Source organism: Neobacillus niacini, assembly GCF_023715785.1.
GTDB lineage: Bacteria > Bacillota > Bacilli > Bacillales > Cytobacillaceae > Neobacillus > Neobacillus niacini_E.
The window spans coordinates 349,712-372,556 of sequence record NZ_JAMBOX010000003.1 but is presented as its reverse complement, the minus strand read 5'-3'; the positions used below and the strand labels follow the sequence as shown (position 1 = coordinate 372,556).

33 protein-coding genes and 1 pseudogene are annotated in these 22,845 nt (G+C 40.8%); 21 read left to right on the top strand and 13 right to left on the bottom strand.

Annotated features, from left to right (window positions below):
• Window positions 1-860: 860 nt before the first annotated feature.
• From M3234_RS09525 to M3234_RS09515, 3 genes are read right to left on the bottom strand one after another with little or no spacing between them, the layout of a single operon-like run.
• Window positions 861-1,139: a DUF3784 domain-containing protein gene (locus tag M3234_RS09525; protein ID WP_262304495.1), complete on the bottom strand. Its 279-nt coding sequence runs from the start codon at window positions 1,137-1,139 to the stop codon at window positions 861-863.
• A 24-nt stretch (window positions 1,140-1,163) separates the two neighbouring features.
• Complete coding sequence (locus tag M3234_RS09520; protein ID WP_262304494.1) at window positions 1,164-1,535, bottom strand: hypothetical protein; 372 nt, start codon at window positions 1,533-1,535, stop codon at window positions 1,164-1,166.
• Window positions 1,536-1,560: 25 nt separating this feature from the next.
• On the bottom strand, window positions 1,561-1,779 hold the full coding sequence (locus M3234_RS09515) for a helix-turn-helix transcriptional regulator (RefSeq protein ID WP_172799163.1): 219 nt from the start codon (window positions 1,777-1,779) through the stop codon (window positions 1,561-1,563).
• A 150-nt stretch (window positions 1,780-1,929) separates the two neighbouring features.
• On the opposite strand from M3234_RS09515, the gene M3234_RS09510 reads away from it, so the two are divergent.
• Both M3234_RS09510 and M3234_RS09505 read left to right on the top strand, forming a co-directional pair.
• The gene (locus M3234_RS09510; protein WP_262304493.1) at window positions 1,930-2,118 is read left to right on the top strand and encodes a YjjG family noncanonical pyrimidine nucleotidase; all 189 of its coding nucleotides are present in this window, start codon (window positions 1,930-1,932) and stop codon (window positions 2,116-2,118) included.
• Window positions 2,119-2,372: 254 nt separating this feature from the next.
• A complete protein-coding gene (locus M3234_RS09505) occupies window positions 2,373-2,576 on the top strand; it encodes a helix-hairpin-helix domain-containing protein (protein ID WP_262304492.1) in 204 nt (67 codons plus the stop codon).
• A gap of 5 nt (window positions 2,577-2,581) precedes the next feature.
• Here M3234_RS09505 and M3234_RS09500 read toward each other — a convergent pair whose 3' ends face one another.
• Window positions 2,582-2,926 carry a YqzG/YhdC family protein gene (locus M3234_RS09500; protein ID WP_262304491.1) on the bottom strand — a complete coding sequence of 115 codons (345 nt, stop codon included), beginning with the start codon at window positions 2,924-2,926 and terminating at the stop codon, window positions 2,582-2,584.
• Window positions 2,927-3,023: 97 nt separating this feature from the next.
• Between M3234_RS09500 and M3234_RS09495 the strand changes: the two genes are divergently transcribed.
• From M3234_RS09495 to M3234_RS09480, 4 genes are all read left to right on the top strand, one after another.
• The gene (locus M3234_RS09495; protein ID WP_262304490.1) at window positions 3,024-3,449 is read left to right on the top strand and encodes a DUF1801 domain-containing protein; all 426 of its coding nucleotides are present in this window, start codon (window positions 3,024-3,026) and stop codon (window positions 3,447-3,449) included.
• Window positions 3,450-3,841: 392 nt separating this feature from the next.
• Window positions 3,842-4,378, top strand: coding sequence for a sigma-70 family RNA polymerase sigma factor (locus M3234_RS09490; RefSeq protein WP_262304489.1), 537 nt, complete (start codon window positions 3,842-3,844; stop codon window positions 4,376-4,378).
• On the top strand, window positions 4,378-4,782 hold the full coding sequence (locus M3234_RS09485) for a PadR family transcriptional regulator (RefSeq protein ID WP_262304511.1): 405 nt from the start codon (window positions 4,378-4,380) through the stop codon (window positions 4,780-4,782). Before M3234_RS09490 ends, M3234_RS09485 begins: the two co-directional genes overlap by 1 nt.
• A gap of 6 nt (window positions 4,783-4,788) precedes the next feature.
• Window positions 4,789-6,054, top strand: a complete 1,266-nt coding sequence (locus tag M3234_RS09480) for an FtsW/RodA/SpoVE family cell cycle protein (protein ID WP_262304488.1) — start codon at window positions 4,789-4,791, stop codon at window positions 6,052-6,054.
• Between the two features lie 78 nt (window positions 6,055-6,132).
• Here M3234_RS09480 and M3234_RS29240 read toward each other — a convergent pair whose 3' ends face one another.
• Together M3234_RS29240 and M3234_RS09475 are read right to left on the bottom strand one after the other, a co-directional pair.
• A complete protein-coding gene (locus tag M3234_RS29240) occupies window positions 6,133-6,267 on the bottom strand; it encodes a hypothetical protein (protein WP_285858342.1) in 135 nt (44 codons plus the stop codon).
• Between the two features lie 38 nt (window positions 6,268-6,305).
• Entirely contained in the window at window positions 6,306-6,548 is a 243-nt protein-coding gene (locus M3234_RS09475; protein ID WP_262304487.1) for a hypothetical protein, read from the bottom strand.
• Window positions 6,549-6,832: 284 nt separating this feature from the next.
• On the opposite strand from M3234_RS09475, the gene M3234_RS09470 reads away from it, so the two are divergent.
• Window positions 6,833-7,132: a hypothetical protein gene (locus M3234_RS09470; RefSeq protein ID WP_262304486.1), complete on the top strand. Its 300-nt coding sequence runs from the start codon at window positions 6,833-6,835 to the stop codon at window positions 7,130-7,132.
• 28 nt (window positions 7,133-7,160) lie between these two features.
• On the opposite strand, the pseudogene M3234_RS09465 reads toward M3234_RS09470, so the two are convergent.
• A pseudogene (locus M3234_RS09465) lies at window positions 7,161-7,310 on the bottom strand (ADP-ribose pyrophosphatase); the annotation flags it as partial.
• Window positions 7,311-7,427: 117 nt separating this feature from the next.
• Between M3234_RS09465 and M3234_RS09460 the strand changes: the two are divergent.
• From M3234_RS09460 to M3234_RS09435, 6 genes are all read left to right on the top strand, one after another.
• Window positions 7,428-7,895 carry a GNAT family N-acetyltransferase gene (locus M3234_RS09460; protein ID WP_262304485.1) on the top strand — a complete coding sequence of 156 codons (468 nt, stop codon included), beginning with the start codon at window positions 7,428-7,430 and terminating at the stop codon, window positions 7,893-7,895.
• A gap of 291 nt (window positions 7,896-8,186) precedes the next feature.
• Window positions 8,187-9,428 carry an MFS transporter gene (locus M3234_RS09455; RefSeq protein ID WP_262304484.1) on the top strand — a complete coding sequence of 414 codons (1,242 nt, stop codon included), beginning with the start codon at window positions 8,187-8,189 and terminating at the stop codon, window positions 9,426-9,428.
• A 97-nt stretch (window positions 9,429-9,525) separates the two neighbouring features.
• Window positions 9,526-10,062: an HD domain-containing protein gene (locus tag M3234_RS09450; protein ID WP_262304483.1), complete on the top strand. Its 537-nt coding sequence runs from the start codon at window positions 9,526-9,528 to the stop codon at window positions 10,060-10,062.
• Between the two features lie 23 nt (window positions 10,063-10,085).
• Window positions 10,086-10,592 (top strand): GNAT family N-acetyltransferase, encoded by a 507-nt coding sequence (locus M3234_RS09445; protein WP_262304482.1) that lies wholly within the window; start codon window positions 10,086-10,088, stop codon window positions 10,590-10,592.
• Window positions 10,593-10,603: 11 nt separating this feature from the next.
• Window positions 10,604-11,002: a GNAT family N-acetyltransferase gene (locus M3234_RS09440; protein WP_262304481.1), complete on the top strand. Its 399-nt coding sequence runs from the start codon at window positions 10,604-10,606 to the stop codon at window positions 11,000-11,002.
• Window positions 11,003-11,018: 16 nt separating this feature from the next.
• Complete coding sequence (locus M3234_RS09435; RefSeq protein ID WP_262304480.1) at window positions 11,019-11,561, top strand: GNAT family N-acetyltransferase; 543 nt, start codon at window positions 11,019-11,021, stop codon at window positions 11,559-11,561.
• Between the two features lie 72 nt (window positions 11,562-11,633).
• Here the strand turns inward: M3234_RS09435 and M3234_RS09430 are convergent, their stop codons facing one another.
• Complete coding sequence (locus M3234_RS09430) at window positions 11,634-11,882, bottom strand: hypothetical protein (RefSeq protein ID WP_262304479.1); 249 nt, start codon at window positions 11,880-11,882, stop codon at window positions 11,634-11,636.
• 162 nt (window positions 11,883-12,044) lie between these two features.
• On the opposite strand from M3234_RS09430, the gene M3234_RS09425 reads away from it, so the two are divergent.
• Both M3234_RS09425 and M3234_RS09420 read left to right on the top strand, forming a co-directional pair.
• The gene (locus tag M3234_RS09425; protein ID WP_262304478.1) at window positions 12,045-12,500 is read left to right on the top strand and encodes a DUF2269 domain-containing protein; all 456 of its coding nucleotides are present in this window, start codon (window positions 12,045-12,047) and stop codon (window positions 12,498-12,500) included.
• Between the two features lie 85 nt (window positions 12,501-12,585).
• Window positions 12,586-13,296 (top strand): polysaccharide deacetylase family protein, encoded by a 711-nt coding sequence (locus M3234_RS09420; protein ID WP_262304477.1) that lies wholly within the window; start codon window positions 12,586-12,588, stop codon window positions 13,294-13,296.
• Window positions 13,297-13,340: 44 nt separating this feature from the next.
• On the opposite strand, the gene M3234_RS09415 is transcribed toward M3234_RS09420, so the two are convergent.
• On the bottom strand, window positions 13,341-13,526 hold the full coding sequence (locus M3234_RS09415; protein ID WP_311315636.1) for a DUF3221 domain-containing protein: 186 nt from the start codon (window positions 13,524-13,526) through the stop codon (window positions 13,341-13,343).
• A gap of 207 nt (window positions 13,527-13,733) precedes the next feature.
• On the opposite strand from M3234_RS09415, the gene M3234_RS09410 reads away from it, so the two are divergent.
• On the top strand, window positions 13,734-14,363 hold the full coding sequence (locus tag M3234_RS09410) for a pyridoxamine 5'-phosphate oxidase family protein (protein WP_262304476.1): 630 nt from the start codon (window positions 13,734-13,736) through the stop codon (window positions 14,361-14,363).
• Between the two features lie 59 nt (window positions 14,364-14,422).
• Here the strand turns inward: M3234_RS09410 and M3234_RS09405 are convergent, their stop codons facing one another.
• The gene (locus M3234_RS09405) at window positions 14,423-14,803 is read right to left on the bottom strand and encodes a YbaN family protein (RefSeq protein WP_311315635.1); all 381 of its coding nucleotides are present in this window, start codon (window positions 14,801-14,803) and stop codon (window positions 14,423-14,425) included.
• A gap of 93 nt (window positions 14,804-14,896) precedes the next feature.
• A complete protein-coding gene (locus tag M3234_RS09400) occupies window positions 14,897-15,685 on the bottom strand; it encodes an alpha/beta hydrolase (protein ID WP_262304475.1) in 789 nt (262 codons plus the stop codon).
• Window positions 15,686-15,827: 142 nt separating this feature from the next.
• Here M3234_RS09400 and M3234_RS09395 point away from each other — a divergent pair, with 142 nt between their 5' ends.
• From M3234_RS09395 to M3234_RS09385, 3 genes are all read left to right on the top strand, one after another.
• Window positions 15,828-16,802, top strand: a complete 975-nt coding sequence (locus M3234_RS09395; protein ID WP_262304474.1) for an alpha/beta fold hydrolase — start codon at window positions 15,828-15,830, stop codon at window positions 16,800-16,802.
• A gap of 212 nt (window positions 16,803-17,014) precedes the next feature.
• Window positions 17,015-18,262 (top strand): cation:dicarboxylate symporter family transporter, encoded by a 1,248-nt coding sequence (locus M3234_RS09390; protein WP_262304473.1) that lies wholly within the window; start codon window positions 17,015-17,017, stop codon window positions 18,260-18,262.
• Window positions 18,263-18,603: 341 nt separating this feature from the next.
• The gene (locus tag M3234_RS09385) at window positions 18,604-19,641 is read left to right on the top strand and encodes a GGDEF domain-containing protein (protein WP_262304472.1); all 1,038 of its coding nucleotides are present in this window, start codon (window positions 18,604-18,606) and stop codon (window positions 19,639-19,641) included.
• A 488-nt stretch (window positions 19,642-20,129) separates the two neighbouring features.
• Here the strand turns inward: M3234_RS09385 and M3234_RS09375 are convergent, their stop codons facing one another.
• Window positions 20,130-20,552 carry a hypothetical protein gene (locus tag M3234_RS09375; RefSeq protein ID WP_262304471.1) on the bottom strand — a complete coding sequence of 141 codons (423 nt, stop codon included), beginning with the start codon at window positions 20,550-20,552 and terminating at the stop codon, window positions 20,130-20,132.
• Between the two features lie 250 nt (window positions 20,553-20,802).
• On the opposite strand from M3234_RS09375, the gene M3234_RS09370 reads away from it, so the two are divergent.
• Window positions 20,803-21,210: a VWA-like domain-containing protein gene (locus M3234_RS09370; RefSeq protein ID WP_066306690.1), complete on the top strand. Its 408-nt coding sequence runs from the start codon at window positions 20,803-20,805 to the stop codon at window positions 21,208-21,210.
• A 104-nt stretch (window positions 21,211-21,314) separates the two neighbouring features.
• Here the strand turns inward: M3234_RS09370 and M3234_RS09365 are convergent, their stop codons facing one another.
• Complete coding sequence (locus M3234_RS09365) at window positions 21,315-21,419, bottom strand: YjcZ family sporulation protein (RefSeq protein WP_262304470.1); 105 nt, start codon at window positions 21,417-21,419, stop codon at window positions 21,315-21,317.
• Window positions 21,420-21,583: 164 nt separating this feature from the next.
• On the opposite strand from M3234_RS09365, the gene M3234_RS09360 reads away from it, so the two are divergent.
• On the top strand, window positions 21,584-22,651 hold the full coding sequence (locus M3234_RS09360; protein WP_262304469.1) for an undecaprenyldiphospho-muramoylpentapeptide beta-N-acetylglucosaminyltransferase: 1,068 nt from the start codon (window positions 21,584-21,586) through the stop codon (window positions 22,649-22,651).
• Window positions 22,652-22,845 lie beyond the last annotated feature (194 nt).

The window sequence follows — 22,845 nt, the reverse complement described above, 5'->3', positions numbered from 1 at the left end:
CACAAAACCGACTTCATAAGAAATATTTTCGATTATTATCAAGAGGAAAAGAAAGTGGTAAGGCCATAACAGCAGTAGCCAGAGAATTAGCGGGTTTCATTTGGGCAATCACACAAGAATTGGACGAGGTAGTACTAAAAGCTTAAAGAAAAATGATTCTATGACAAAAGAATATCGGAAAGTAAATAGATTGATGAGAATAGGGCTCGAAGGCAAAGAAAAAAACCGGAAAGGAAAACCCACGTGCCTCCTCTGTGCTATATCTATTCAGATTAACGCACGTTCCGAGTTAGTGGATAAGTCCTTTATACGGAAAGATAAAATGTGAAAACCCACGGATATCAGAGCGCTAACCGCAGTAGAGTTTTTTGCCTTCGCGCCGTGTTCTTACCTTCTATTCCAAAAAAAGATGAAAGAGGTAAAGATTATTCCAACTTTAGCTTAACGGAGTATCTCACCTCTTGGAATGGCTGTCAAGGAAAGCACTTGACAACCATTCCAAGAGGTGAGAAGTGGTCAGTAAGCTAAAGAAGGAGCTACTCTAGCCAGTACGGCTAAATATCTAACCAAACCAACAAGCGAAGAAGCGACAAATAGCTTCTCTTCTTAGAGTTGGTCAAAAATGGATCGAAACCTAGGGGTGGAGTTGGGGCCTTGACAGTTTCGTTCATATCAGGAGGCTCCCAGGCACGCCCGCGGAAAGCGAAGTGCCTGGAGCGCAAATCAACAGACATATCGAATAGTTTTTGATTAATATCATCATAACAAATTAACGCGGTGAATTGTTAAAGTAGTTATATAAAATAAAGGCTGTCGAAAGTTTCTCGACAGCCTGAGCAGGAATTCTCCTGCTTTTTATGTTATTCGACCATCCTAGTATTTACATAACCAAGAAGGATCACATAACCCACAATCATAATCGGAAATAAAATTTCTGTATTTGGATGGTCAATAAAAGCGGCGATTAACATGGCAATTCCTATAAACAAGTTATATCCACCGACCAATTTTGCAAGTTTATCCTGGTCTTTCACACGTTTTTGATTAAAGCCTGACAATATCCAGGTTTGTTTTTTTACCCCAATAAGAAAAGCTAACACAAAAAGAATGACGGCAGTAATAATAAACGGTTGATTCATCTCCATGCCTCCTTAAAAATCTGGTTATCCCCGGCGTGCCAATAACGGAACGATATAAAATGCAACAATAAATGTGATAGATACATAAATAACAAGGTAGCTTGCCTTGACTAAATGTTCATTAAGAATTAGGTCCGAGGCGATCAAGTAAACTAATAAGAGTAGATTGGAAATAGAAAATGTATGAAAAGAATATTCTTTGATGTTAGCGTTGATCCTTTCGTCATATTCGATTTCATCATTGGCTTCTTGCCGTTTCAATCTAAACCATTTGGCGCTTCCAACCCCAACAACAAGCCCAGCAAAAATGCCCCACTGAAGGTGGCCTGACAATAAACTGACAATAGAAAAAACCACAATTGTACTAATCAATACTTTTAATATCTGTACTTGCATGGTTTGTATCAACTCCCTATAAAAGTTACTCTTCTAACCAAAACAATTCGTCCAAGGGGCGTTCCAGGTGCTTACTGATTAGCAAACAAACACGAATAGTGGGGTTATATTTGTTAGCTTCGATTAAATTCATTGTCTGTCGTGTTACCCCAACCAACTTTGCCAGTTCGCCTTGAGTCAAATTGTTTTTCTCAATACGGGCCACTTTCACCTTGTTTTTCACAATGGACTCTTTCAACTTCATAACCTGCCCTTAAATGCTATATGCTTATATTGTAATATATATTTTACTTTTTGAACATATATATTACTTAAAAATAAATTGAGGATATATTATCTTTTAAAACTGTAAATAAATGATAAAATGGAATAAATTTAGATTTCGGAGGCAGCCATGAATTACGAAATCATTTTGTTTGATATTGATGGTACATTGTTTGACTTTGGAAAATCGGAAGAGAATGCATTTCAAAAAGCATTTTTGGAGTTTGGGTTTCCAGCTGCAACGGAGGATTACCGTCCACGATATAAGGAAATAAGTAAGGTACTTTCGGGAGAATTAGAGCAGGGGCAATGGGAATAAGGCCAACTTACGAAATACGAGAACTTACAGATTTTTAAAAATTGTCGGGCCCAAACAGGCTATATCTGTTTAGGCACATCACGGAAATATGGGTGATTTTCGCGGATATAATTGAAATATCGCGGATATATTGGTTTTTCCACGGATATCTCACCCCAAATCGCGGATATAATGAGTTTTAGCGCGGAAAAATTTTTATCGTCGGAAAATCCCTCTCTAACAGGGCGGAAACACATCAAAAAGGAGCAATATTTATGGAAACCAAAAGTAATTTGCCCGAAAGTCTGTCTAAACCCGCAAAAAGAGCTCTCCAGGGTGCCGGGTATGTTCGACTTGAACAATTAACTAAGGTCAGGGAAGCGGAGATTATGCAATTGCATGGAATGGGGCCAAAAGCGTTAGAGCTGCTCAAAAAATCCCTCGCGGAAATGGGTCTTTCATTTGATAAAAATTCGTGAGAACTTTATCTTGTCGACTCCCTAAACTTGGTGCTAATGACTTTTTCAGTTGTATTTTCGAATTCAATATCAACAAATACACCAAATTCCCTCTGAGAATCTTTCAGCCAAAGTTTGAATTTTTCAACTGACGATTGCGGTCCGGTTGTTCTGCCAACATGAAGATAATCCACGATTTGCGCCTGGGGATATTTTTCATGGGTTTTTTTCATGGCTAATTGTCCCCATTTGGCATACGGCGGAATTGGTTTCTGCTGGGCAATCGAAATAGGTGGCAATCCCACCAAGAATGCACCTTCAGTAAAAACCAGCGCGGAAGTAACCATTAGGCTAAACATGACCTTTCGCATTCAAAAGCCCCCTTTGTTTTTACATCTAGCTTGGCATTTTCACGAAATAATATGTAGGAAACGGCAACGTAAATATATCCAAAAGGAGCGTACCAAAATGTACGAACAAAAAACAAAACCAACTGACAATAGTGTAATTGAGTTTATTGAAAATGTGGACAGTCCTAAAAAACGAGAGGAAGCGTACAAGTTAGTAGAGGTGTTTACAGAAACAACCGGTTTTGAAGCGAAGATGTGGGGGCCAAGCATTATCGGGTTCGGGTCTTATCACTATAAATATGCCTCTGGTCACGAGGGAGATGCTCCGCTTGTCGGGTTTTCACCGCGAAAGGCCAAAATTAGTTTGTATTTTGCTCCAGGTGAAACGAAACGCGAGGAATTATTAAAGGCATTTGGAAAACATACATCAGGTAAAGGATGTGTATACATCAATAAAATCGCGGATATCGATATTGAAATCTTAAAACAGCTAATTATCGAGTCGGTCCAGTTCTTACAGAAGCAATATCCAAATCAAGGCTAAAGGAATTGTTCAAAGATAGCCAATAAAAAGAAGCCAAAGATAACAAATCCTATAAAAAGGGAAATATCTCTCTTCTCATTGTGCTCAACTTTCTTAGTCCTTTTTTTATACAAAGTATCCCGATAGATTTTTTGAACCATTTGCTGCTTTGAATCAAATGGACTTCTTTGCATACTCATGGAATCACCCTATTTACTTATTTTTACATATTAGACGATTAAAAGAGGTAAAAAGTTGCAAAAAATAGCCAATAGCTAATGAAGCAGGGGAACAACCCTGCTTTTTTCTGTTCCATGTTGGGTTGGGAACGTCGCTCATGTATACTTTTTTGAGGAAAAATAAAAACCTTCAGGATGGTTACATCGTCTAAGAATTAGCTAGGAGGGTTAATATTGGAAGAACTAACAGTACAAATGATTGAAACGGAAAACAAGGAAGTCCTAATCGATGAAATCATGTCAAGATATGGGCAGGAAATTCTCCAGCTTGTTTATTCATATGTTAAAAATCGGACTGCCGCCGAAGATCTGACACAGGATATTTTTATGAAGTGCTATAACAGCTTACATACTTATAGCGGTAAATCTAAATTAAGAACATGGCTTTGGAGAATTGCTATTAACCACTGTAAGGACTATTTAAAAAGCTGGTACAGCAAAAACGTCATTATTACCGGAGAAGACCCTTTGCACAGCGAAACAAAAAAAGAAATGGTCGAGCAGACTGTAATTCAAAAGGAAGAGGATGTCGAGTTAATAACTGCAATTATGAAGCTGCCGATTAAATATCGGGAAGTCATTTATTTATATTATTATGAGGAATTACTCATTAATGAAATTGCCGTGTTGACTGACGTAAGTGGCAACACGGTGAAAACGCGGCTAAGGCGTGCCAAAGAACTTCTAAAAGACCAATTGGAGGGAAAATGATGGAGGACCGTTTGAAGAATTTAAAAAAGTCAATGAATCGAACCACCTTTGCCAAGCTGCGGTTTACAGAACAGCATCAAAAGCAAATCCATGAGAGAATTGGCAAGCAAGAACATTCAAGGGAGGAAGTGCTTCTTGCTCTCCTACAGCTACTCGTTCAGGAAAAAACAGGCTTCGAATTGACCAAGCTCCTTCGAGGAAGAGGAATTCGGGCATTTGAGGACAATGAGGGATTCCTCTACATCCAATTACATCAGCTCGAACAGTCCGGCTGGATCCAATCAAATTGGCAAGAGGAGATTAAATATTATCGATTGAAGGAAAAAGGGTTGAAAAGACTTCAAAAGGCTGAAAGAAGCCAAAAAGACAAACGGCTGGTTTTGAAAGAATTATTTGAGAGGTGAAGCTACATGAATAAGCGCCATGTTTTTATAACAGAGGTTATTAATCATATAAAATCGAAGGAAGCTAAGAAGTATGTGGCAGAAGAATTAACCTATCATATAAAAGAGGCAAAAAAGGGATGGTTAGAAAAAGGACTAACAGAATCTCAAGCGGAGGAAAAAGCCGTTCAACAAATGGGGAGTCCAGGGAAACTGGGGGAACAGCTGAGCAGGCTTCATCGTCCCAAGGTAGACTGGATACTGATTGGCCTGCTTGTAATGGCTTTCGGCCTTGGATTCTTGCCGCTGATTTCTCTCGGCTATATAGATGAAAGATATTTTTCGGTTAGCAAATTGATGACCGTCCTTCTCGGTGCAGCAGCTGCCGCGGGGCTAATGTTTTTTGATTATCGAAAGTGGAAGAAGTTAGGCTGGCTGTTTTACCTGATCGGAATCTTCATATTAACTATTTTAAGATTTTTTACTTCCACGACGATTAATGGGGCGCCAGTCTTAAGAATTCCATCGATTTTAACAATAGAAAGTACGATGGCTATTCCATTCTTGTTCTTTGCTTGGGCTTCCTTTTTCAATAGCGAGAGGCTTAAGGTTTGGCAGTTTATCATGTTATTTGCCATTCCTTTCAGTCTGTTTGTTACGATGCCAAGCATGGTAAATACTTATATCTACACAGTGATGGTCTTCGTGATGATGTGGTGGAGCAAATTTAACAGGAAAATCGTTATGGCCATTTGGACAGCGATGGCTGGGGGCATGGCGGTGCTGCTCTTTAGTTTCTGGAATATTCTAAAGAGTTATCAAAAAACAAGGCTGCTTGCTTTTTTTCATCCTGACAATGATCCTAACGGTACTGGATATCTTTACAGTCGGATGCATGAGATACTGACTAAGGCAAGATGGTTCGGGAATGCAGGCAGCAAAGAGTTTATCCCTGAAGCCCATACGGATTTTGTTTTTGTCAGTTTTGTTTACCACTATGGCTGGATGTTCGCTATCGTGCTAGTGCTAATCCTTACGTTACTGGCCGTGCGAATGGTGGCCGTTTCTTTCAAAATAAAAGATTCATACGGAAAACTGCTGCTCATTGGAGCACTGGCACTGTATATTGTCCAGTTGGCAACCCATCTTGCGACATCGTTCGGGGTTTTTCCTATCATTTCAATATCTTTGCCGTTTATCAGCTACGGTTTAATGCCAACACTGGTGAATGCAATCTTGATAGGGGTTGTTTTAAGCGTCTACCGGCGCAAGGATTTCATTTTAACTTATTAAGTTTAGCAGCACAAAACTGTTTGATGAATATGTCGATAAATATACATCGTCCAAGCTAATTTAGGAAAGACCGCCGCTTTACAGGCGGTCATCTTCCCATCCTCTTGTGGTATCTTTTATGTTCGCCTTATTTTTTAGCGTCTTTTCCGCCGGACTTTGGGTTGCAGGATTATTAAATTCATCGGCCGGGATTTTCTTATCACCTTTTTTCACATTGCTGCTTCCTTAGTTAGCTCTACATTTATACGTAATCATTGCCAAGTATCGAAAAATCCCAACGCGTACTTCACCGCTTCATGAATATCCTTTGTTTCGTAAGCTTCCATGTCCTCGTGAGAGATTTTCATTTTTACGCTCTCCAAGTCAAAACCGCTATCCAAATCAATATCCAACAGAACTTCGTATCCTTCGGGTCCAACGGTTGAATCAATAATGTTAAACGTACGAATTGCGGACCCTGTTTCGTAATCCGTTGGTTCCAGACTATCTGCCATAACCACACCCCGTTTATCATGCATTCTTGACTACAGCTTTAGGTTTCCAATCGCGCTTGGCGAGTATTCATATCCTTTCTTTTTAAAAAAAGGAGTTTCTTTATAGAACGAGAATTTATTGGTATCTGGAAATTGGAGTTGATCGAATTGACCCAAGTATATATTGATTGTGGAGAAATTTATCTGCGTGAATTTTTATTAATCCCACCAAAACAGGTGATTTTTTCAATAAATTATGATTGTGGTATGATTAAGGCGAGAAAATTAGGAAAGCAGTGGTTAAGATGACAGAAGTAAAGGTAAAAGATCTAACACTGGAAAAGATTAAGGTAAGAGAGACAAGCGGTTATAGTGGCTTAGAAATATACTTCACCGTAAAGGGAAACTTATATAATTTCATGATTGCCAGAACAAACCCGCCGATGCCGCTCAATATTATCCATACCTTTAAGGAGCAGGGAATTTGCCCCCTTTGCAAACGAACCATTTACCCCTATCCAATTGGTAACCAGCCTTGTCTTGAGTTGAAAAAAATCGAACGGTTACTCTTAGAAAATTTTCTTAAATTTTTGCCTGCGAATTAAAAGGTATGGTCGCCTGCGCCATACCCTTTTAATTAATCAACGCAATCCCGATTTGGTCCTTCGTAATGCGAGAGGGTGATAGCGGCGGCAGTTCGTGTTCCGCAAAGAATTGAACACCGCTTGTCTCTATTCCTTCGGTAGCTTGTCCACCAATAATTTCACATTGGATAAACAGCTTCCTGGGCGATCGACTGCAGTTGCTTCGCCCATTCTAGCCATTTTGGTTCCATATTTATCACCACCTGCTTGTATAATATTACCATATATATGAAAACGGTTCATAGGAGTGTATGCTGTGAAAAAAGTTGTTTTAAAGTCAGTAGAACAAGATAAACGAAAATTGTATATGGAATGGCTGCTATTAGCGGATGAAAGTGAGGAAATCGTTAAGGGGTACATCAATGACGGGGAGATGTTCTCGGTCCTTTTTGATGGAGAAACGGCAGGGGTGGTCCTATTTACCTTTCAGCCCGGGCAAGTGGTAGAGGTCAAGAATATGGCATTGGCCCAAAATTTCCGAGGAATGGGTCTGGGAAAAACAATCTTACAAGAGGCCTTTGAAATTTACCGAGCTCAAGGTATGCAAAAAATGATAGTGGGAACTGCCAATTCCAGTATTGCCAACTTGGCTTTTTATCAAAAAGCAGGCTTCCGCATAAGCGAAATTAAAAAAGACTTTTTCAAAAAATATCCGGAGCCGATTTATGAATATGGTATTCGGGCATTGGATATGGTCATGTTTGAAAAAAATTTACAGGACTAGGCTATTTTTAGTTAGGAAAATCCTCCTATTAAAATTTCCCTTTCCAATAATTGTATTTTCTTGAAACTTATAAACAAATCAAGTAATATGGTAATACGAAATTGCGAAAGGGTGGACTTAAAGCCAATGATGAACTAGTCCTATTTTTAGAAACCATTCGTAAATAAACGAACATTTTTCTGGATAGGATTAGTGCGGGCTTTTTTATAAATGGAGGGCAAAAGTACCTAGTGTACTTTGCCTTTTGGTGCCTGTTTTGCCTCCTATCCAGAGTGGATCAGGAGGTTTTTTATGGAACAAACAAATTCTGAAATGACGATAGGGGCGTTATTTCGAAATCGAGTCATTCAAACGATTCTACTGTCGACGTTTTTCCTGCAAATCGGGGTTTGGGTTAGAAACTATTCAATTTTGCTTTTTGTTGTCGAAAAGACGAATGGAGACCCGGTCGCGGTTTCGCTGATTTCAGTTGCCGAGTTTGCCCCGATTTTCTTGTTTTCTTTCATTGGCGGGACATTTGCAGACCGTTGGCGGCCTAAACGGACGATGATTTGGTGTGATTTCCTCAGTGCCGTTTCGATCTTTGTCGTCCTGCTGGCCCTTGTCTTTGGCAGCTGGAAGGCGATTTTCTTCGCGACACTTGTGTCTTCGATTTTATCCCAATTTTCTCAGCCGTCCGGAATGAAGTTGTTTAAAACCCATGTAAGGGAAGAACTCATCCAAATGGGGATGTCGATTTACCAGACCATGTTCGCGTTGTTTATGATTCTCGGTCCCGTTCTTGGTACTTTTGTTTACCAGCGATACGGAATCGATGTCGCGATTGCGATTATGGGCGTGGCCTTTTTGCTTTCCGCTGCCATATTATTCCTGCTTCCGCCCGATCATGTGGTAGAGGAAAAGGAAGAAAACACAACCGTTGTCCAGGAAATGAAAGCAGGGTTCAAGTATGTGCTAAACAGCCGGGCATTGACGCTCCTTGGCGGCTGCTTTGCTGCTGCCGGACTGGCATTGGGATTAACGCAGCCGTTAGCGGTTTTCCTCGTCACTGAAAAGCTGGGGTTACCGAAGGAAAATCTACAATGGCTGATGGCCGCTTTTGGTGCAGGAATGATTTTGGGTGGCGGTCTGACGGTCGGTCTGGCGAAGAAAACGCCGCCTCAAATCCTACTCGCTATTGGAATGGCTGCGAATGTCATTGGTTTTATCATGCTGGGCCTATCCGAATGGTTCTGGCTGACATTAGGAGTGCAATTTGTTACTGGTTTATTCATGCCATGTATCCATATCGGAATCAATACGATGATCTTGAAAAATACGGATGCGGCTTTTATCGGCCGTGTGAATGGAATTTTAAACCCGGTGTTTATGGGGACGATGGTCATTACCATGACCGCGAGCGGCTGGTTGAAGCAGACTTTTTCGCTTGTTGCCATGTATGAAGGATCAGCATTGCTATTCCTTGTTGGTGTCCTTTTCTTGGTTCCGTTAGTAAAAGGCTCGACTGTTATGAAAAAAACGGAAGGAGCCTAATTTAGGAGGGGAGCTTGTATTCGTGCAGGCTCCTTTTTAATGGCTTCAGGGAGGAAAATAGTGGTAGAATTATTTTTATAAAAAGGAGGGGGTTTCAATGGATGTAATTGAAAAAGCACTTCAGATTGCGGGCAGAGCCCATCAGCATCAGTTCAGAAAAGGGACGGATATCCCGTATATAACGCACCCGGTTGCTGTTGGCATGCTATTATTGAAGGCGGGTTACCGGGATGAGGTGGTGGCGGCCGGAATCCTCCATGATACAGTGGAAGATACAGACCTAACGATCGGGGACATTCGGCGCGAATTTGGCCAGGTGATTGCAGAAATCGTTGCCGGCTGTTCGGAGCCGGAAAAGACGCTTTCCTGGGAAGACCGCAAAGAACATACCATTGAATTCTTGAAAACTGCCTCGGAAGACATTTGTGCTGTCGCCTGTGCAGACAAGCTCCATAATATCCGCTCGATCATCGATGATTACGCGAAAAACGGTGAGGCTGTCTGGGACCGCTTTAACCGGGGCAAGAACGATCAGAGATGGTATTATACGAGCTTGGCAGCAAGTTTACGTTCATCCGGATCGTTTCCGTTAGTCGAGGAATTGGAAAAAGAGGTTAAGCGGTTATTTAACTAATTTTTGAAGGCGGGGAGAATAACTTGGAAATTAGACTATTAAATTCAGCAGATGCCGAACAATATTGGGCTCTTAGGCTTGAGGCATTGCAACAGAACCCGGAAGCGTTCCTCACCAGTTATGAAGACGCCATCAAACGAGAAAATCCCGTCGAACAGACAGCGCGGAACTTCGAAACCGACGGGAGCTTTACCTTCGGCGCCTTTGACGAAAATAAGCTGATTGGGGTCGTTACACTGCTACAAGAAACACCATATAAAATCCGCCATCGCGCCAACATTTTCGCTATGTATGTCACGCCTGGCAAACGAGGTACGGGCACTGGGGAGGCTTTATTAGCAGCAGCTATCAATAAAGCAAAAACCATCGATGAAATTGAAAAACTCAATCTTACCGTAACGGCTGGAAATGAAAAGGCGAAAAAACTTTATACCAAACTGGGCTTTAAAGTATACGGATATGAGGAAAGAGCCTTGAAAATTAATGGCATTTATTACGATGATGAGCATATGGTATTGCACTTGAAATAAAGGAGATTTCTATGAAAATTATTTACCAGCCACCAGCCCCTTCAGCATACAATGAGCTAAGGGTTGAAGGCGGGCTCAGCAGAAAGTCACTGGAAGCCGCCGAAATTGGTCTTTCAAACTCATTATTTGCCGTCTCCATCTACGAGGCAAACACGCTGATTGGGATGGGCCGAGTCGTCGGTGACGGCGGCACGGTATTTCATGTCGTGGATATTGTTGTAAAACCGAGTCACCAAGGCCGGGGACTCGGCAAGGTCATCATGCAGGAAATCATGGATTACCTTGATAAAAATACGTTCCCCGGCTCCTATGTCAGTTTGATCGCTGACGAACCGGCAAATAAGCTTTATGAGAAATTTGATTTCCAATACACCTACCCAAAATCCCACGGAATGTACAAAATGTATTAAATAAGGCGGGAAGAAAATGTTAACAGGAAAAAACATTTATGTACGGCCATTTACAAAAGAGGATGCTGCCGCACTGCTCGGGTTGCAGCAGGAGAACCGTAAATTTTTCGAAAAGTTTTCCTATGAACGAAACGAGGATTTCTATACACTTGGAGCACAACAGGAAAGAATCAAAAGCTTTCAAAAGGATTGGCAAGGGGATGAATCGTATCAATTTGGGATTTTTAAAAAAGAAGATGACAAACTAATTGGAACCATCAATCTGTTTCAAGTTCTTCGCGGCTCCCTGCAAAGTGCGTTCATTGGTTATTTTTTAGATCAGCAGCACAATGGCAAAGGATATACAACAGAGGCGGCTCAGCTTGTTGTACAATATGCGTTTGACGAATTGAACCTTCATCGGATTGAGGCCGGCGTTATGCCGCACAATATCGGCTCCATTAGAGTCCTCGAAAAAGCAGGCTTTCACAAGGAAGGCATCGCCATTAAAAATGTCAGGATTAATGGGAAATGGGAAGACCATCAAGTGTTGGCCATCATCAATCCTAATGATGAATAGGATTAAAAAACCGGCTAGCCCCTTAAAGAGCTATGCCGGTTTTTACTTATTGTGGCTTGTCCCATCAAGCCGCTAAATCCACGAAAACCCTCTTCTTCTGTCATCCCAGTCATCGCGGCGATTATGATGACGTCTGTCATCTGTACGACGACGACCATCTGTACGATGTCTGTCATCTGTACGACGTCTTTTTTCCTCTTCAACGATGACACGGTTGGCACGAATAATTACAGTGTCAGCATTAATCACGATACGTCTGCCGTCGTAAAGATTATGGTCACTGACACCAGCCACTTTCTCATCCATAGAATCTTTGGCCATGCATTTCCCCCCTTTCGCTTATATTTACTAAAATATGCTTGTACGATAAAAGTGTGAGGACAAACTGTAAAAATCTCAAGAATACGTATCAAAGCTTTTTATATTAAAAAACAAGTTTATGTTAAAATTAAGGCTGTTAGAGTGATTGGAGGCTGCCTCAAAATGATAACTTTCTACAAAATTCTAGTTATTTTACATATTTTTTCTGCTATTATCGGGATGGGGCCGGGTTTTATTCTAACGACTGTCGTCAAATCAGGAAAAACAATGACGGAATTACGCCATTCTTATGCCATTCGTCATAAACTTCATATTTATGTGATGATAGGCGGGATCATGCTGCTTGTCACAGGATTGCTGATGGGAGTTATGAATCCAAGCCTGTTCCGGATGGGCTGGTATGATTTAAGTCTTGTCCTGTTTTTGGCTGCGTTGGCGATTGGGCCTGTCATGCTGTCACCGAGATCAAGACCGATTAAGGAAATGCTGGCATCCCACCAAGGCGAGGAAATCCCGGAAGAATATTGGCGTTTATCAAGGGAGCTTTTTAAATATGAACATCTCGAAAATTTTATTTTTATCATTATCATTACGCTTATGATAACCAAGCCGTTTTAGGAAAAAAGGAGTGCGGAACCACAGCGGTTTTACACTCCTTTTTTTGTTATAATAGCTTGTATCTTTTAATGAAAGGATATGGATGATGAAAAAGAAAATAATCCTGATTGGAACAGCCATTTTATTGGTCTTTCTATTGTTATTTGGAACTTATAAACTAATGAACTCTCGAACATATCAGTTTTTTGGAGGATTAACCCACCAGGTGGGGACGGAAGAGAAGGTGGTCGCATTAACGTTTGATGACGGGCCAACTGAAAATGTTCCGGAACTCCTGCCACTTTTGGAAAAATACAATGCCAAAGCTACGTTTTTTTTAATCGGAAGCGAGATTGAGGACTCTCCAGGGGAAGCAGAGAAATTAATTGAGGCAGGGCATCAGATTGGAAATCATACGTATTCCCATAAGCGGATGATTTTTAAATCCCCTTCCTTCATAAAAAAGGAAATTGAAAATACAGATGAGTTAATTCGTTCAGCAGGATATCAAGGGGAGATTGATTTTCGGCCTCCGAATAGCAAAAAGCTGGTGGGATTACCGTATTACTTAAAAAAACATCATCGCGACACGATTACTATGAACCTTGAGCCAGATACTTATTATGCATCATCGTCCGACAAAGTTAAGTATATCAAGGACAATATTGAGCCAGGTTCGATTATCCTATTGCACCCATGGTATGTCGGGACTGCTGCCGAAGAACTGAAAGCGGTAGAAGGAATATTAGAGGTTTTAACGGAAAAAGGCTATAAATTTGTGACGGTGAACGAACTACAAACAAGAGCTGACAAGTGATAAGAGATGAAAACTGAAAAAGAAAAAATGCTGCAGGGCGAGCTTTATAATTCCGCCGCCACATCGAACCAAACCTGAACCTTATTGCCAACCTTTACCTTCCCCGGCGCATTGGAAAACCAAATCGCATTATAGAATTCCGACAATCCTCCCGTAGAACTGAAATCCTTTGGGGTAGAGGCCACTACGAGAATCCGTCCATCCACCTTTTTGACGACATAGCCTTCAATTCCTGGCTCTTTATGTGTCGTGCACCCGGCTAACCATAAGTGGAAAGGAACAAGATGAGTAATAACTTCTTCAATTCAGCTGCGCACCCCCTTTCTTCATTAGACCATCGCTTTAGATTGTGAGTTTCATTTCAATGAGTCTATTTTTAAAAAAATCAAAAAACTGTGATAAAATACAAAATAAACCAATCAGGGGAGAGGAATTATTTGGATTACTTTAAAAATAAAGTGGAAACCGACGAGGAACTGCGTTCGATTATTGGCTTTCCAAGTGAGCTGGCTTCTAAGAAAGTAATTTCATATATTGATAGCCATTGTGCCGAGTTTATTGCGAAATCGCCATTTTTGGTGTTGGCCACAGCCGATGAACATGGCTATTGTGATGTATCACCCCGGGGAGACATGCCGGGATTTGTCTATGTTTTAAACGAAAAACAAGTCGTGATTCCCGAGAGGCCAGGCAATAAAAGACTAGATTCATTGCGTAATATATTATCAAATCCTAAAATAGGTCTACTTTTTTTCATCCCAGGATTAAAGGAGACGCTTCGAATAAACGGCAAGGCGGCGATAATAAAAGATGTGGAACTGCTTGAAAAAATGGCGGTTAAAGGTAAAATACCTCTCTTGGGAATTGGTGTAGAAGTGGAGGAATGTTTCGTTCATTGCGCGAAAGCGTTGAAGCGGTCAAGCTTATGGGATACTGGTTCCTGGCCTGCAAAGGAGGCTTTGCCTTCCGCTGCTAAGATTCTGTTTGAACATGCCAAACTTCCTAACTCCACCGTTGATACCATTCAAAAGGGTCTTGAAGAAAGTTATACGAAGCGGTTGTATTAATTCTTTTTCTAAATCAGGGAAGTTAAAATCGAATGTTAAATTATAAAAAGACAGGAACCTTATGATTCCTGTCTTTTTCCTGTATCTGTATTAATAGCTGGAATGGTTTTGATTTTGGTGAAGAAATAGTAATACTTATAAGCGACGATTAGCAGCAGGATGATTCTAACTAGGAAACTGTCAACCATGATGAAGGCAATCGCAATCATAGCATCCGCAAACAATAAGATCGTCAATTTTTGTTTGAGCGTCATGGATCGTTCCCTTACGAAGTTTTCCAGATGCCGTTTATAGATACCCGTCCCTTTAAACCAGCGTTCAAACCTTTCGGACCCTTTTACGAAGCAGAACGATGCTAAAAGCAACAATGGCGTTGTGGGTAATAGAGGCAGAATAATCCCAAGGACGCCTAAGCCTAAGGAAATAAATCCGAATATAATAAAAATGAATTTAACAATACGATTTTGAATGATAGAGCACCCCTTTGGATGAGGTTTGAACCCATTTCCTTATATTATACCACAAAAACGGGTTCATTTTCTCGAATCCACATCATCAAAAAGGTAACTCAAAATCCCCGGTATTCTCTCTCGGAAAAACCGGTAATGATGCTCCGCATCTATAATTTCCGCAAAACGTATCCCATCAATTTTGCTGCTCAATAGCCCATATACCTTCCTAGATAACTCCATAAAAAGCAGGCTTGCTGCCAAATCCTCCGGAACTTCCTTCGTCCCTATATCCATATAAAACTTTTCAATGCCGTCAAGGTCGGACTCTTCAATAAATGCCTCAATCGCTTCCTGATTTCGATAGTAAGCCGTAGATAAGACAGCAATTTTTCGAAATATATGCGGGTAGCGGCAGGCGGCATAAGTGGTGATAAGGGCGCCTAATGAGATGCCGGCCATCGCCGTTTCAGTTTCAATGGTGCGATATTTTCGGTCAATGAACGGCTTTAATTCGTCGACAATAAAATCCAAATAAGCCTCACCGTTTCCGCCAGAAGGACTTAAATAGCCCAAAATCTCCTCACTTAATTTGCCATGCGGCCAAGGGCAATAATCATTCACGCGCCCATCACCAACGGAATTTTGGTCAATCCCAACGACAATAATCTCGAGCCCGGTTTTATCCAAATAATCCTTCAATCCAAGGGAAGTGCCGCCAATCGAGCCTTCATCCTCGAAAACATTTTGCCCATCATGCATATACAAAACGGGGTAACGTTTTGTCTCATTATGATAATTTTCTGGCACATATACTCGTACTATTCTTTCTTGCTGTAACGATGTCATATAAATGGAGAATTTCTCTAACAAACTGGCTCACTTCCAATCTTAAAATCTTTCTTAAATAAATTTACCATAACCTCTACTTTTTTCCTAAATTTTTCTATTAAAAGTAATCTTTTGTCAGTATAATAAGGATTGTAAAATTTCCCACTATTTGGAGTGATGCAAAATGCTCACAAGGAAAACAAAAAAAATTCAAAGTAATTATGAGTCGGTCGCCACGCTAGAAGAAGTGACGATTGGCGGAATCAAGCAATGGGTACTAATCCGTGGCGAAAATGTTGACAACCCGCTTATGCTGTTTCTGCATGGCGGACCGGGAACGGCACAAATCGGCTTTGCCCCAAAATTTCAACGCGACTTGGAAAAGGATTTTGTCGTCGTGAACTGGGACCAACGGGGTGCAGGAATTACCTATTCGCCAGCTACCCAAAAAGAAGAACTAACCATAGAAACTCACCTCAACGATACGATCGAGCTCATTCAATACCTGCTAAAGCGGTTTAATAAATCCAAGCTAATTCTGGTTGGGCATTCATGGGGGACGGTACTCGGTACCTTAACTGCCCAAAAATATCCGCAGTATATCTTCTGTTACATTGGTATTGGCCAGGTTGTCAAGATGCAGGAAGGGGAAAAGGTGTCCTATGAATTCACGTTAAACAAAGCAACTGAGTCGAAAAATCAAAAAGCTATTAAACAATTGCATAATGTCAAAGACACTTCTAACTACATGAATTACTTGGAAGTACAGCGGAAATGGCTGACGAAGCTTGGCGGGTCGTATATTGGGATCAACGACTATCAACTCATTTATTCCAATATGCTGTTTGCCACTGAATATACGTTAAAGGACTGGTTTACATACATGAAAGCAGGGAAGCAGTGCCTGGAAGCGTTGTGGCCGGAAGTCCTGACGGTGGATCTTTTTGCAAATGTCACAAAACTGGATGTGCCGGTTTATATTTTTGCCGGCCGACAGGATTATCAGACTCCTTCACAGGTAGCAAAAAAATATTTTGATTTACTGGAATGTCCGCATAAGGAATTTGTCTGGTTTGAGCACTCCGCCCATTTATTGAACTTTGAAGAACCAGAGAAATTCTATCAAGAATGCTTAAAAATCAAGCGGCAGCTTGCATAAACAAAATTCGGAACTCCATACAGGAGTTCTTTTATTTTTTCAAAAATAATACATTCACTGGTACTAAATTATGATTTGGTGTTTTTTTACCATTGAAATTTACCACGATAAAAATTATATTAAAAAAGTGTAAATGTTATATTTATTGTATGTATTAGCCTAATAGGCAGTATAATAAGAGATTTTACCTCATAGTTAAAGGAGAGATGTAAATGAAAAGAATCAGTTTAGCTTGGCAAATCTTCATCGGTTTAGCATTGGGTATTGCCGTTGGTGCTGTATTCTACGGGAATCCTCAAGTAGCTGAATTTCTCCAGCCGATTGGAACCATCTTTATTCGCCTCATTAAAATGATTGTCGTGCCTATTGTTGTTTCGAGTATCATTGTCGGTGTCGCCGGCGTGGGTGATATGAAATCGCTCGGAAAACTTGGCGGCAAGACGCTTCTGTATTTTGAAATCATCACCACAATAGCAATCATTGTCGGTTTATTATTCGGAAATCTGTTTCATCCAGGAAGCGGCATTGACCGCTCTCAGCTAACCAAAACAGATATTCATTCTTATGTAGAAACTGCAGAAACAACGCAAAGCCACTCGTTGGTGGATACGTTTGTCAATATTGTTCCAACTAATATCATCCAATCATTGGCTAATGGCGATATGTTGGCAATCATTTTCTTCTCGGTTATGTTTGGACTTGGAATTGCTGCAATTGGTGAAAAGGGAACACCGCTCTTGAATTTCTTCCGGGGGACGGCAGATGCGATGTTCTACGTAACGAACCAGATTATGAAAGTTGCACCATTAGGAGTTTTCGCGTTAATCGGTGTAACGGTTTCGAAGTTTGGTTTATCTTCGCTAATCCCATTAGGAAAATTGGTCATTGTCGTTTATGGATCGATGATATTCTTTATTGTTGTTATCCTTGGGATCACGGCTAAAATTGCCGGCTATAATATTTTCAAGCTGTTAAAGTACTTGAAGGATGAGCTTTTATTAGGTTATTCTACTGCAAGTTCGGAAACAGTATTGCCAAAAATAATGGAAAAAATGGAGAAAATTGGTTGTCCAAAAGCGATTACATCGTTTGTCATTCCAACTGGTTATTCCTTTAACCTTGACGGCTCTACCTTATATCAAGCCATTGCCGCCTTGTTTATTGCGCAGATGTATGGCATCGATATGGGGATTGGCCAGCAAATTACCTTGGTTCTAGTATTAATGGTTACGTCAAAAGGAATCGCTGGAGTTCCTGGTGTTTCGTTTGTCGTCCTGCTTGCCACATTGGGAAGTGTCGGCATCCCAGCAGAAGGCTTGGCCTTCATCGCCGGTATTGACCGAATTTTGGACATGGCAAGGACTTGCGTCAACATTGTTGGCAACTCATTGGCAGCCATCGTCATCTCCAAATGGGAAGGCCACAGCCTTGATGAAAAGTCAGAAAAACTTGCAGCATAAAACCTCAGTTTCAGTTATGCTAAGAGATGTTACTGCCTAATACCAATATTACTAAAATAAAAAAGGTGCTTGACTACCTAATGGTGTCAGGCACCTTTTGTTTTATGTGTTTTTTTGTAGGTAATTTGACCTGATGGATTGTATTAAATGTTATATTAAAAATTCCAGTTTTCTGTTAAAATGAAAGTATACTCCAATAACAGCATAAGTATACATACATATAGAATAAAGAAATTTCTTCATTAACCTGCAGGAAATCGATAGGGCAAATTTCCAGCCAGCTGCCGTTTTTGATCAATCAGGCGGGACTAATCGATCAAGATTAGTTGGGAGAGAAAATTATGGAAAAAACAGGAAAATCATTATCCGAATTAAAACGTAGCATCTATCTATGGGTTGTGCCGTTTATTCTTTTCGCGTTAACGTTGAACACGATACTGCAAAATTTGTTCGTGGAAGACAAATTTGATGCTATTGTGAATAGCACTCTTTTCATCTGGTTTCTGTTCAGTTGGGTTCTATTGTACAAAAATCGTTTTGTTCGTTTTAGTGAGTATTCCAACCTAATTTTGATCAGTTTTTTTCATGTTTCCACCGTATTCGATGTCATCTACAATGATATGGTTAAATCCGGCGGCGGAGACTTGGGGGATTTCATTATCTGGACCCCGTTGTATTTAACGTTTATCTTTTTTACCTTAGGTCCAAAACGGGGAATTTATTTTTCCAGTTTTATCTTTGCTTGTACTTTTATCAACGGGATCCTGTTTATCGGTCAGCTGCCATCGAAGTCAGTTGATTCCCTTTCCCAATTTTATTTTGCAAATTTGGTTTATATTATTGTTCTATATTTCACTCAATATTTATTTAGGGCATTTACAGAAGTGGAATTAGTAAAGAAACATGCCTATCTCGATTCGCTGACCGGAATTGCAAATCGCCATCAGATTGACGCTTGGCTTGAAATAAAGCTGAGGGAGTCCAAACAAACGGACAAGTCGTTTTCGATTATTTTTTTCGACATTGATTATTTTAAATGCATCAATGACCGCTATGGCCATAAGATAGGGGATTCGGTGTTAATCGAATTAGCTGGAATTATTAAGGATAACCTTGCTCCGGGCGACCTGTTTGGCCGTTGGGGAGGCGAGGAATTTATCGTTATTACGGATACGATAAGCCATGAAGCCATCGGGTTGGCAGAGTATTATCGAAAAATCATCGCCGCCCATGACTTCGTCGGTTCCGGAAGAATTACCTGCAGTTTTGGTGTTACTGGCTATCACCAAGGGGACAGCATGGATACAATCTTAAACAGGGTCGATAAAGGACTTTACCGGTCGAAGGAAAAGGGACGAAATTTAGTAAGTATTATTTGATATAAAAGCAGAACCGCCTGGAAAAATGACAGGCGGTTTTTTGACGAAACAAACATTCCTTTCCAAAAATAGTCTATCCTCCATTGCACTTTCTAAGCCTGTACATATTTTAGTAGTATAAATACTTAAAAAATGAGCAGGGAGGTGTTAATCATGGAATCTGGCGGAAGAATAAAGCCCTTTGGCCTTTGCATTTTTCCCGGCTACCGCTGGTGAGGGCCGGGCTGTAGCGGGCCGGGAGCCCCAATTAATGATGTAGACGATTGCTGCCGCCGCCATGACCTTTGTCTAAAAGCCGGGGTCCATCCTTGTCAATGCGATTTCGAATTCATGGATTGCCTCTACCACAGACGAAACAGACACACTGATAAAGGCAGAAAAGCTGCGCTTATGTATGACTTTATGAGGTTCAAAACTACCTTTACCTGCGGCAGGAAACCTCTATAAACCAAAAGGGGACGTCCGGGCAAGGACGTCCCCAATTTATACTATTTCCTTGATTCATAGTGTTTCCCTTCATTCGGCATCTGTTCGTTCGGGACGCTTAGACCAAGCTGTGAGATCCTTAAATCCTTCACAAAATAGGTATAAATCCATTCTGGCTCATTTTCAAATTTGACATCAAGATGATATGGATTAAACTGCCGGCCTTCCTTACGCCGAATCTCCCACGTTTCATTTGGGTATTTTTCCGCCAAGTATTGATTAAGCTGTTCTGTTTTTATGCCGACACGATAATCAATCCACAACGGCCGTACAGCAAAAAATAACCCCATACTGAATGTCACTGTAGCTGCCAGCAACAAGCCAATTTTTCGAGACCTCTTCGGAACAATAAAAGCAACACCAAATAGGAACATCACCATGAAGGCAGTGCTGATCGTTTCAATCACTGTAATTGGATGCAGCATAACTCTTCCCATAGTACCGAATACAATTTTAAACCCATCAAGTTCACCCCTGTAATTAGTTGGTAAATCTATTGTAATGACAGAACAAATTTTAAAAAAGGGGTGGAGGGGGAATATCTTATATATTATTTCCGGCAAACAAATTTTTATTTTTTAAAAAAATCCTCCTGCCGTAAATATCCAATCATAAACGGGCTGTTTCTTACCGAAAATAATAGCGCTTGCTCATTAAAGCAAAGGGGGAACGGTGTTGAAATGGCATAAAAGGATCCTATCAATGATTCAGGAACGCCAAGATAAAAAGGTTGCTTTGGCAGTCGATACTTCCAGCAGCGAAGCGCCAACCATTCTCATTAATAACATAGTGAAACTGTTTGAAACGGTTAAACCTGATACGATTTTGGTTCAAGCAGATTTTAAAATTAGAAGCATTTCACCGATAAAAAGTGATTCGATCCAGTACCATAATCATGGGAAATCTTCTTATACATTAGTACTTGAGTGGGCAGCAGAAGAAAAGGTTGATACGCTGTTTTATATTACCGATGTCACTGGATTTTTTTCCGAGGAGATCGAAGTCGATTATGAAATGTTTTGGCTAGTCCCAGGTGAATTTTTGCCAAGGGTACCGTTCGGCAAGGCGATTAAAGTAGCTTAGATAGAAGAAGACCAAATCTGATAGGGGATTTGGTCTTTTCTCGTGAAAAAAAGAAGCGTGTGACCACGCTTCAAAACCGAACGGATAAGGAGGGTTGTCCAAAATTAGTAGCCGCCCATAAAATGAGTTCCTACAATTACTAGTAGGATGAACAGAACGAGAATCAACACAAAGCTGTTTGAGCCGTATCCACCACCATAGCCTGACATACCCATCACCTCCTTTAGTGAGGTTAATACAATGTATTCGGTATGAGATTATTTTGTAAGGGACAAGCATGGAATTATCGCAAAATAATTAAAAAGAAAAAATGGTATTGCCAGCCCGAAATACATATAATTATCTTATTATGTTGGGCTTTTTAGGAGGCAGTATGTCGAAGAAAACGATTGTGTTCACCGGAGGGGGCTCGGCCGGTCACGTAACCCCCAATTTGGCGATTATCAGTGAAATCCGAAATGATTGGAATATCCAATACATTGGGTCGAAAAAAGGAATTGAAAAGGAATTAATTGAAAAAATTCAGATCCCCTATCATAGCATTAGCAGCGGAAAACTGAGGAGATATATCGACTTTGAAAATGTCGTTGATGTGTTCAGAGTCCTGAAAGGATGCCTGGACGCACGAAGGATTTTAAAAAAACTAAAGCCCGATTTGGTGTTCTCCAAAGGCGGGTTTGTCTCTGTTCCTGTGATTGTTGCAGCGCGGTCTTTAAAGATCCCGATTTTCATTCATGAGAGCGATATGACACCAGGACTGGCCAATAAAATTTCACAGCGGTTTGCGACAAAGATCTTCACTTCCTTTGATGAGACAGTGAAATTTTTTCAAAATGATAAGGCAGTGGCGATTGGTTCGCCGATTCGGAAGGAAGTGCTGGCTGGGTCTGCGGAGAAAGGTAGAAGATTTCTCGGCTTCCATGGAGGGCTGCCGATTTTAACGATTATGGGCGGCAGCTTGGGCGCCAGAAAAATTAATGAAGCCGTCAGAGATGCCTTGGGGCAGCTTACGGCAAAGTACCAAGTCGTCCATTTGTGCGGAAAAAACAATCTAGACCAAAGCTTAGAAGGTGTCTCCGGCTACAAACAATTTGAATATGTCCATGACGAACTGCCCGACATTTTGGCGGCCACAGACCTTGTGATCACTAGAGGCGGGTCGAACGCGATTTTTGAATTTTTAGCATTAAAGATTCCAATGCTGATTATTCCGTTAGGCCTGCAGCAGAGTAGGGGTGACCAAATTTTAAATGCCAAAGCATTCGCGGAAAAGGGGTTTTCTCTTACACTGGAAGAAGATCATCTTACGAGTGTTACGCTCCTAAATCATCTGGAAACCCTTGAGGGAAAAAGCGATGAAATTTGTGCGGCGATGGCATCCTCACCGCAAGGAAAGGCCCTGCAAACGCTGGTGGAAGAAATAAATCGTTATAACAGCTGAAAAATTTGGTCTATTTTCGGGGCTGAGAGAATTAGTAAAATGGGTAGCCAATGAAGGTGATTGCGACCGAGTGCATGAAGAAAAGGAAAAATGGGTAGCCAATAGAGGCGATTGGCGACCGAACACAATGAGAAAGATGTAAAAGGGTAGCCAATAAAGCTGATTGGCTACCTGTAATAATAAGAAGTTCCCCT

Bases quoted from the DNA above. Each gene is read 5' to 3' on its own strand.
- M3234_RS09525 (WP_262304495.1), bottom strand. From the start codon at position 1,139: ATGAATCAACCGTTTATTATTACTGCCGTCATTCTTTTTGTGTTAGCT.
- M3234_RS09520 (WP_262304494.1), bottom strand. From the start codon at position 1,535: ATGCAAGTACAGATATTAAAAGTATTGATTAGTACAATTGTGGTTTTT.
- M3234_RS09515 (WP_172799163.1), bottom strand. From the start codon at position 1,779: ATGAAGTTGAAAGAGTCCATTGTGAAAAACAAGGTGAAAGTGGCCCGT.
- M3234_RS09510 (WP_262304493.1), top strand. From the start codon at position 1,930: ATGAATTACGAAATCATTTTGTTTGATATTGATGGTACATTGTTTGAC.
- M3234_RS09505 (WP_262304492.1), top strand. From the start codon at position 2,373: ATGGAAACCAAAAGTAATTTGCCCGAAAGTCTGTCTAAACCCGCAAAA.
- M3234_RS09500 (WP_262304491.1), bottom strand. From the start codon at position 2,926: ATGCGAAAGGTCATGTTTAGCCTAATGGTTACTTCCGCGCTGGTTTTT.
- M3234_RS09495 (WP_262304490.1), top strand. From the start codon at position 3,024: ATGTACGAACAAAAAACAAAACCAACTGACAATAGTGTAATTGAGTTT.
- M3234_RS09485 (WP_262304511.1), top strand. From the start codon at position 4,378: ATGGAGGACCGTTTGAAGAATTTAAAAAAGTCAATGAATCGAACCACC.
- M3234_RS09480 (WP_262304488.1), top strand. From the start codon at position 4,789: ATGAATAAGCGCCATGTTTTTATAACAGAGGTTATTAATCATATAAAA.
- M3234_RS09475 (WP_262304487.1), bottom strand. From the start codon at position 6,548: ATGGCAGATAGTCTGGAACCAACGGATTACGAAACAGGGTCCGCAATT.
- M3234_RS09470 (WP_262304486.1), top strand. From the start codon at position 6,833: ATGACAGAAGTAAAGGTAAAAGATCTAACACTGGAAAAGATTAAGGTA.
- M3234_RS09455 (WP_262304484.1), top strand. From the start codon at position 8,187: ATGGAACAAACAAATTCTGAAATGACGATAGGGGCGTTATTTCGAAAT.
- M3234_RS09450 (WP_262304483.1), top strand. From the start codon at position 9,526: ATGGATGTAATTGAAAAAGCACTTCAGATTGCGGGCAGAGCCCATCAG.
- M3234_RS09440 (WP_262304481.1), top strand. From the start codon at position 10,604: ATGAAAATTATTTACCAGCCACCAGCCCCTTCAGCATACAATGAGCTA.
- M3234_RS09435 (WP_262304480.1), top strand. From the start codon at position 11,019: ATGTTAACAGGAAAAAACATTTATGTACGGCCATTTACAAAAGAGGAT.
- M3234_RS09430 (WP_262304479.1), bottom strand. From the start codon at position 11,882: ATGGCCAAAGATTCTATGGATGAGAAAGTGGCTGGTGTCAGTGACCAT.
- M3234_RS09425 (WP_262304478.1), top strand. From the start codon at position 12,045: ATGATAACTTTCTACAAAATTCTAGTTATTTTACATATTTTTTCTGCT.
- M3234_RS09420 (WP_262304477.1), top strand. From the start codon at position 12,586: ATGAAAAAGAAAATAATCCTGATTGGAACAGCCATTTTATTGGTCTTT.
- M3234_RS09395 (WP_262304474.1), top strand. From the start codon at position 15,828: ATGCTCACAAGGAAAACAAAAAAAATTCAAAGTAATTATGAGTCGGTC.
- M3234_RS09390 (WP_262304473.1), top strand. From the start codon at position 17,015: ATGAAAAGAATCAGTTTAGCTTGGCAAATCTTCATCGGTTTAGCATTG.
- M3234_RS09385 (WP_262304472.1), top strand. From the start codon at position 18,604: ATGGAAAAAACAGGAAAATCATTATCCGAATTAAAACGTAGCATCTAT.
- M3234_RS09375 (WP_262304471.1), bottom strand. From the start codon at position 20,552: ATGCTGCATCCAATTACAGTGATTGAAACGATCAGCACTGCCTTCATG.
- M3234_RS09365 (WP_262304470.1), bottom strand. From the start codon at position 21,419: ATGTCAGGCTATGGTGGTGGATACGGCTCAAACAGCTTTGTGTTGATT.
- M3234_RS09360 (WP_262304469.1), top strand. From the start codon at position 21,584: ATGTCGAAGAAAACGATTGTGTTCACCGGAGGGGGCTCGGCCGGTCAC.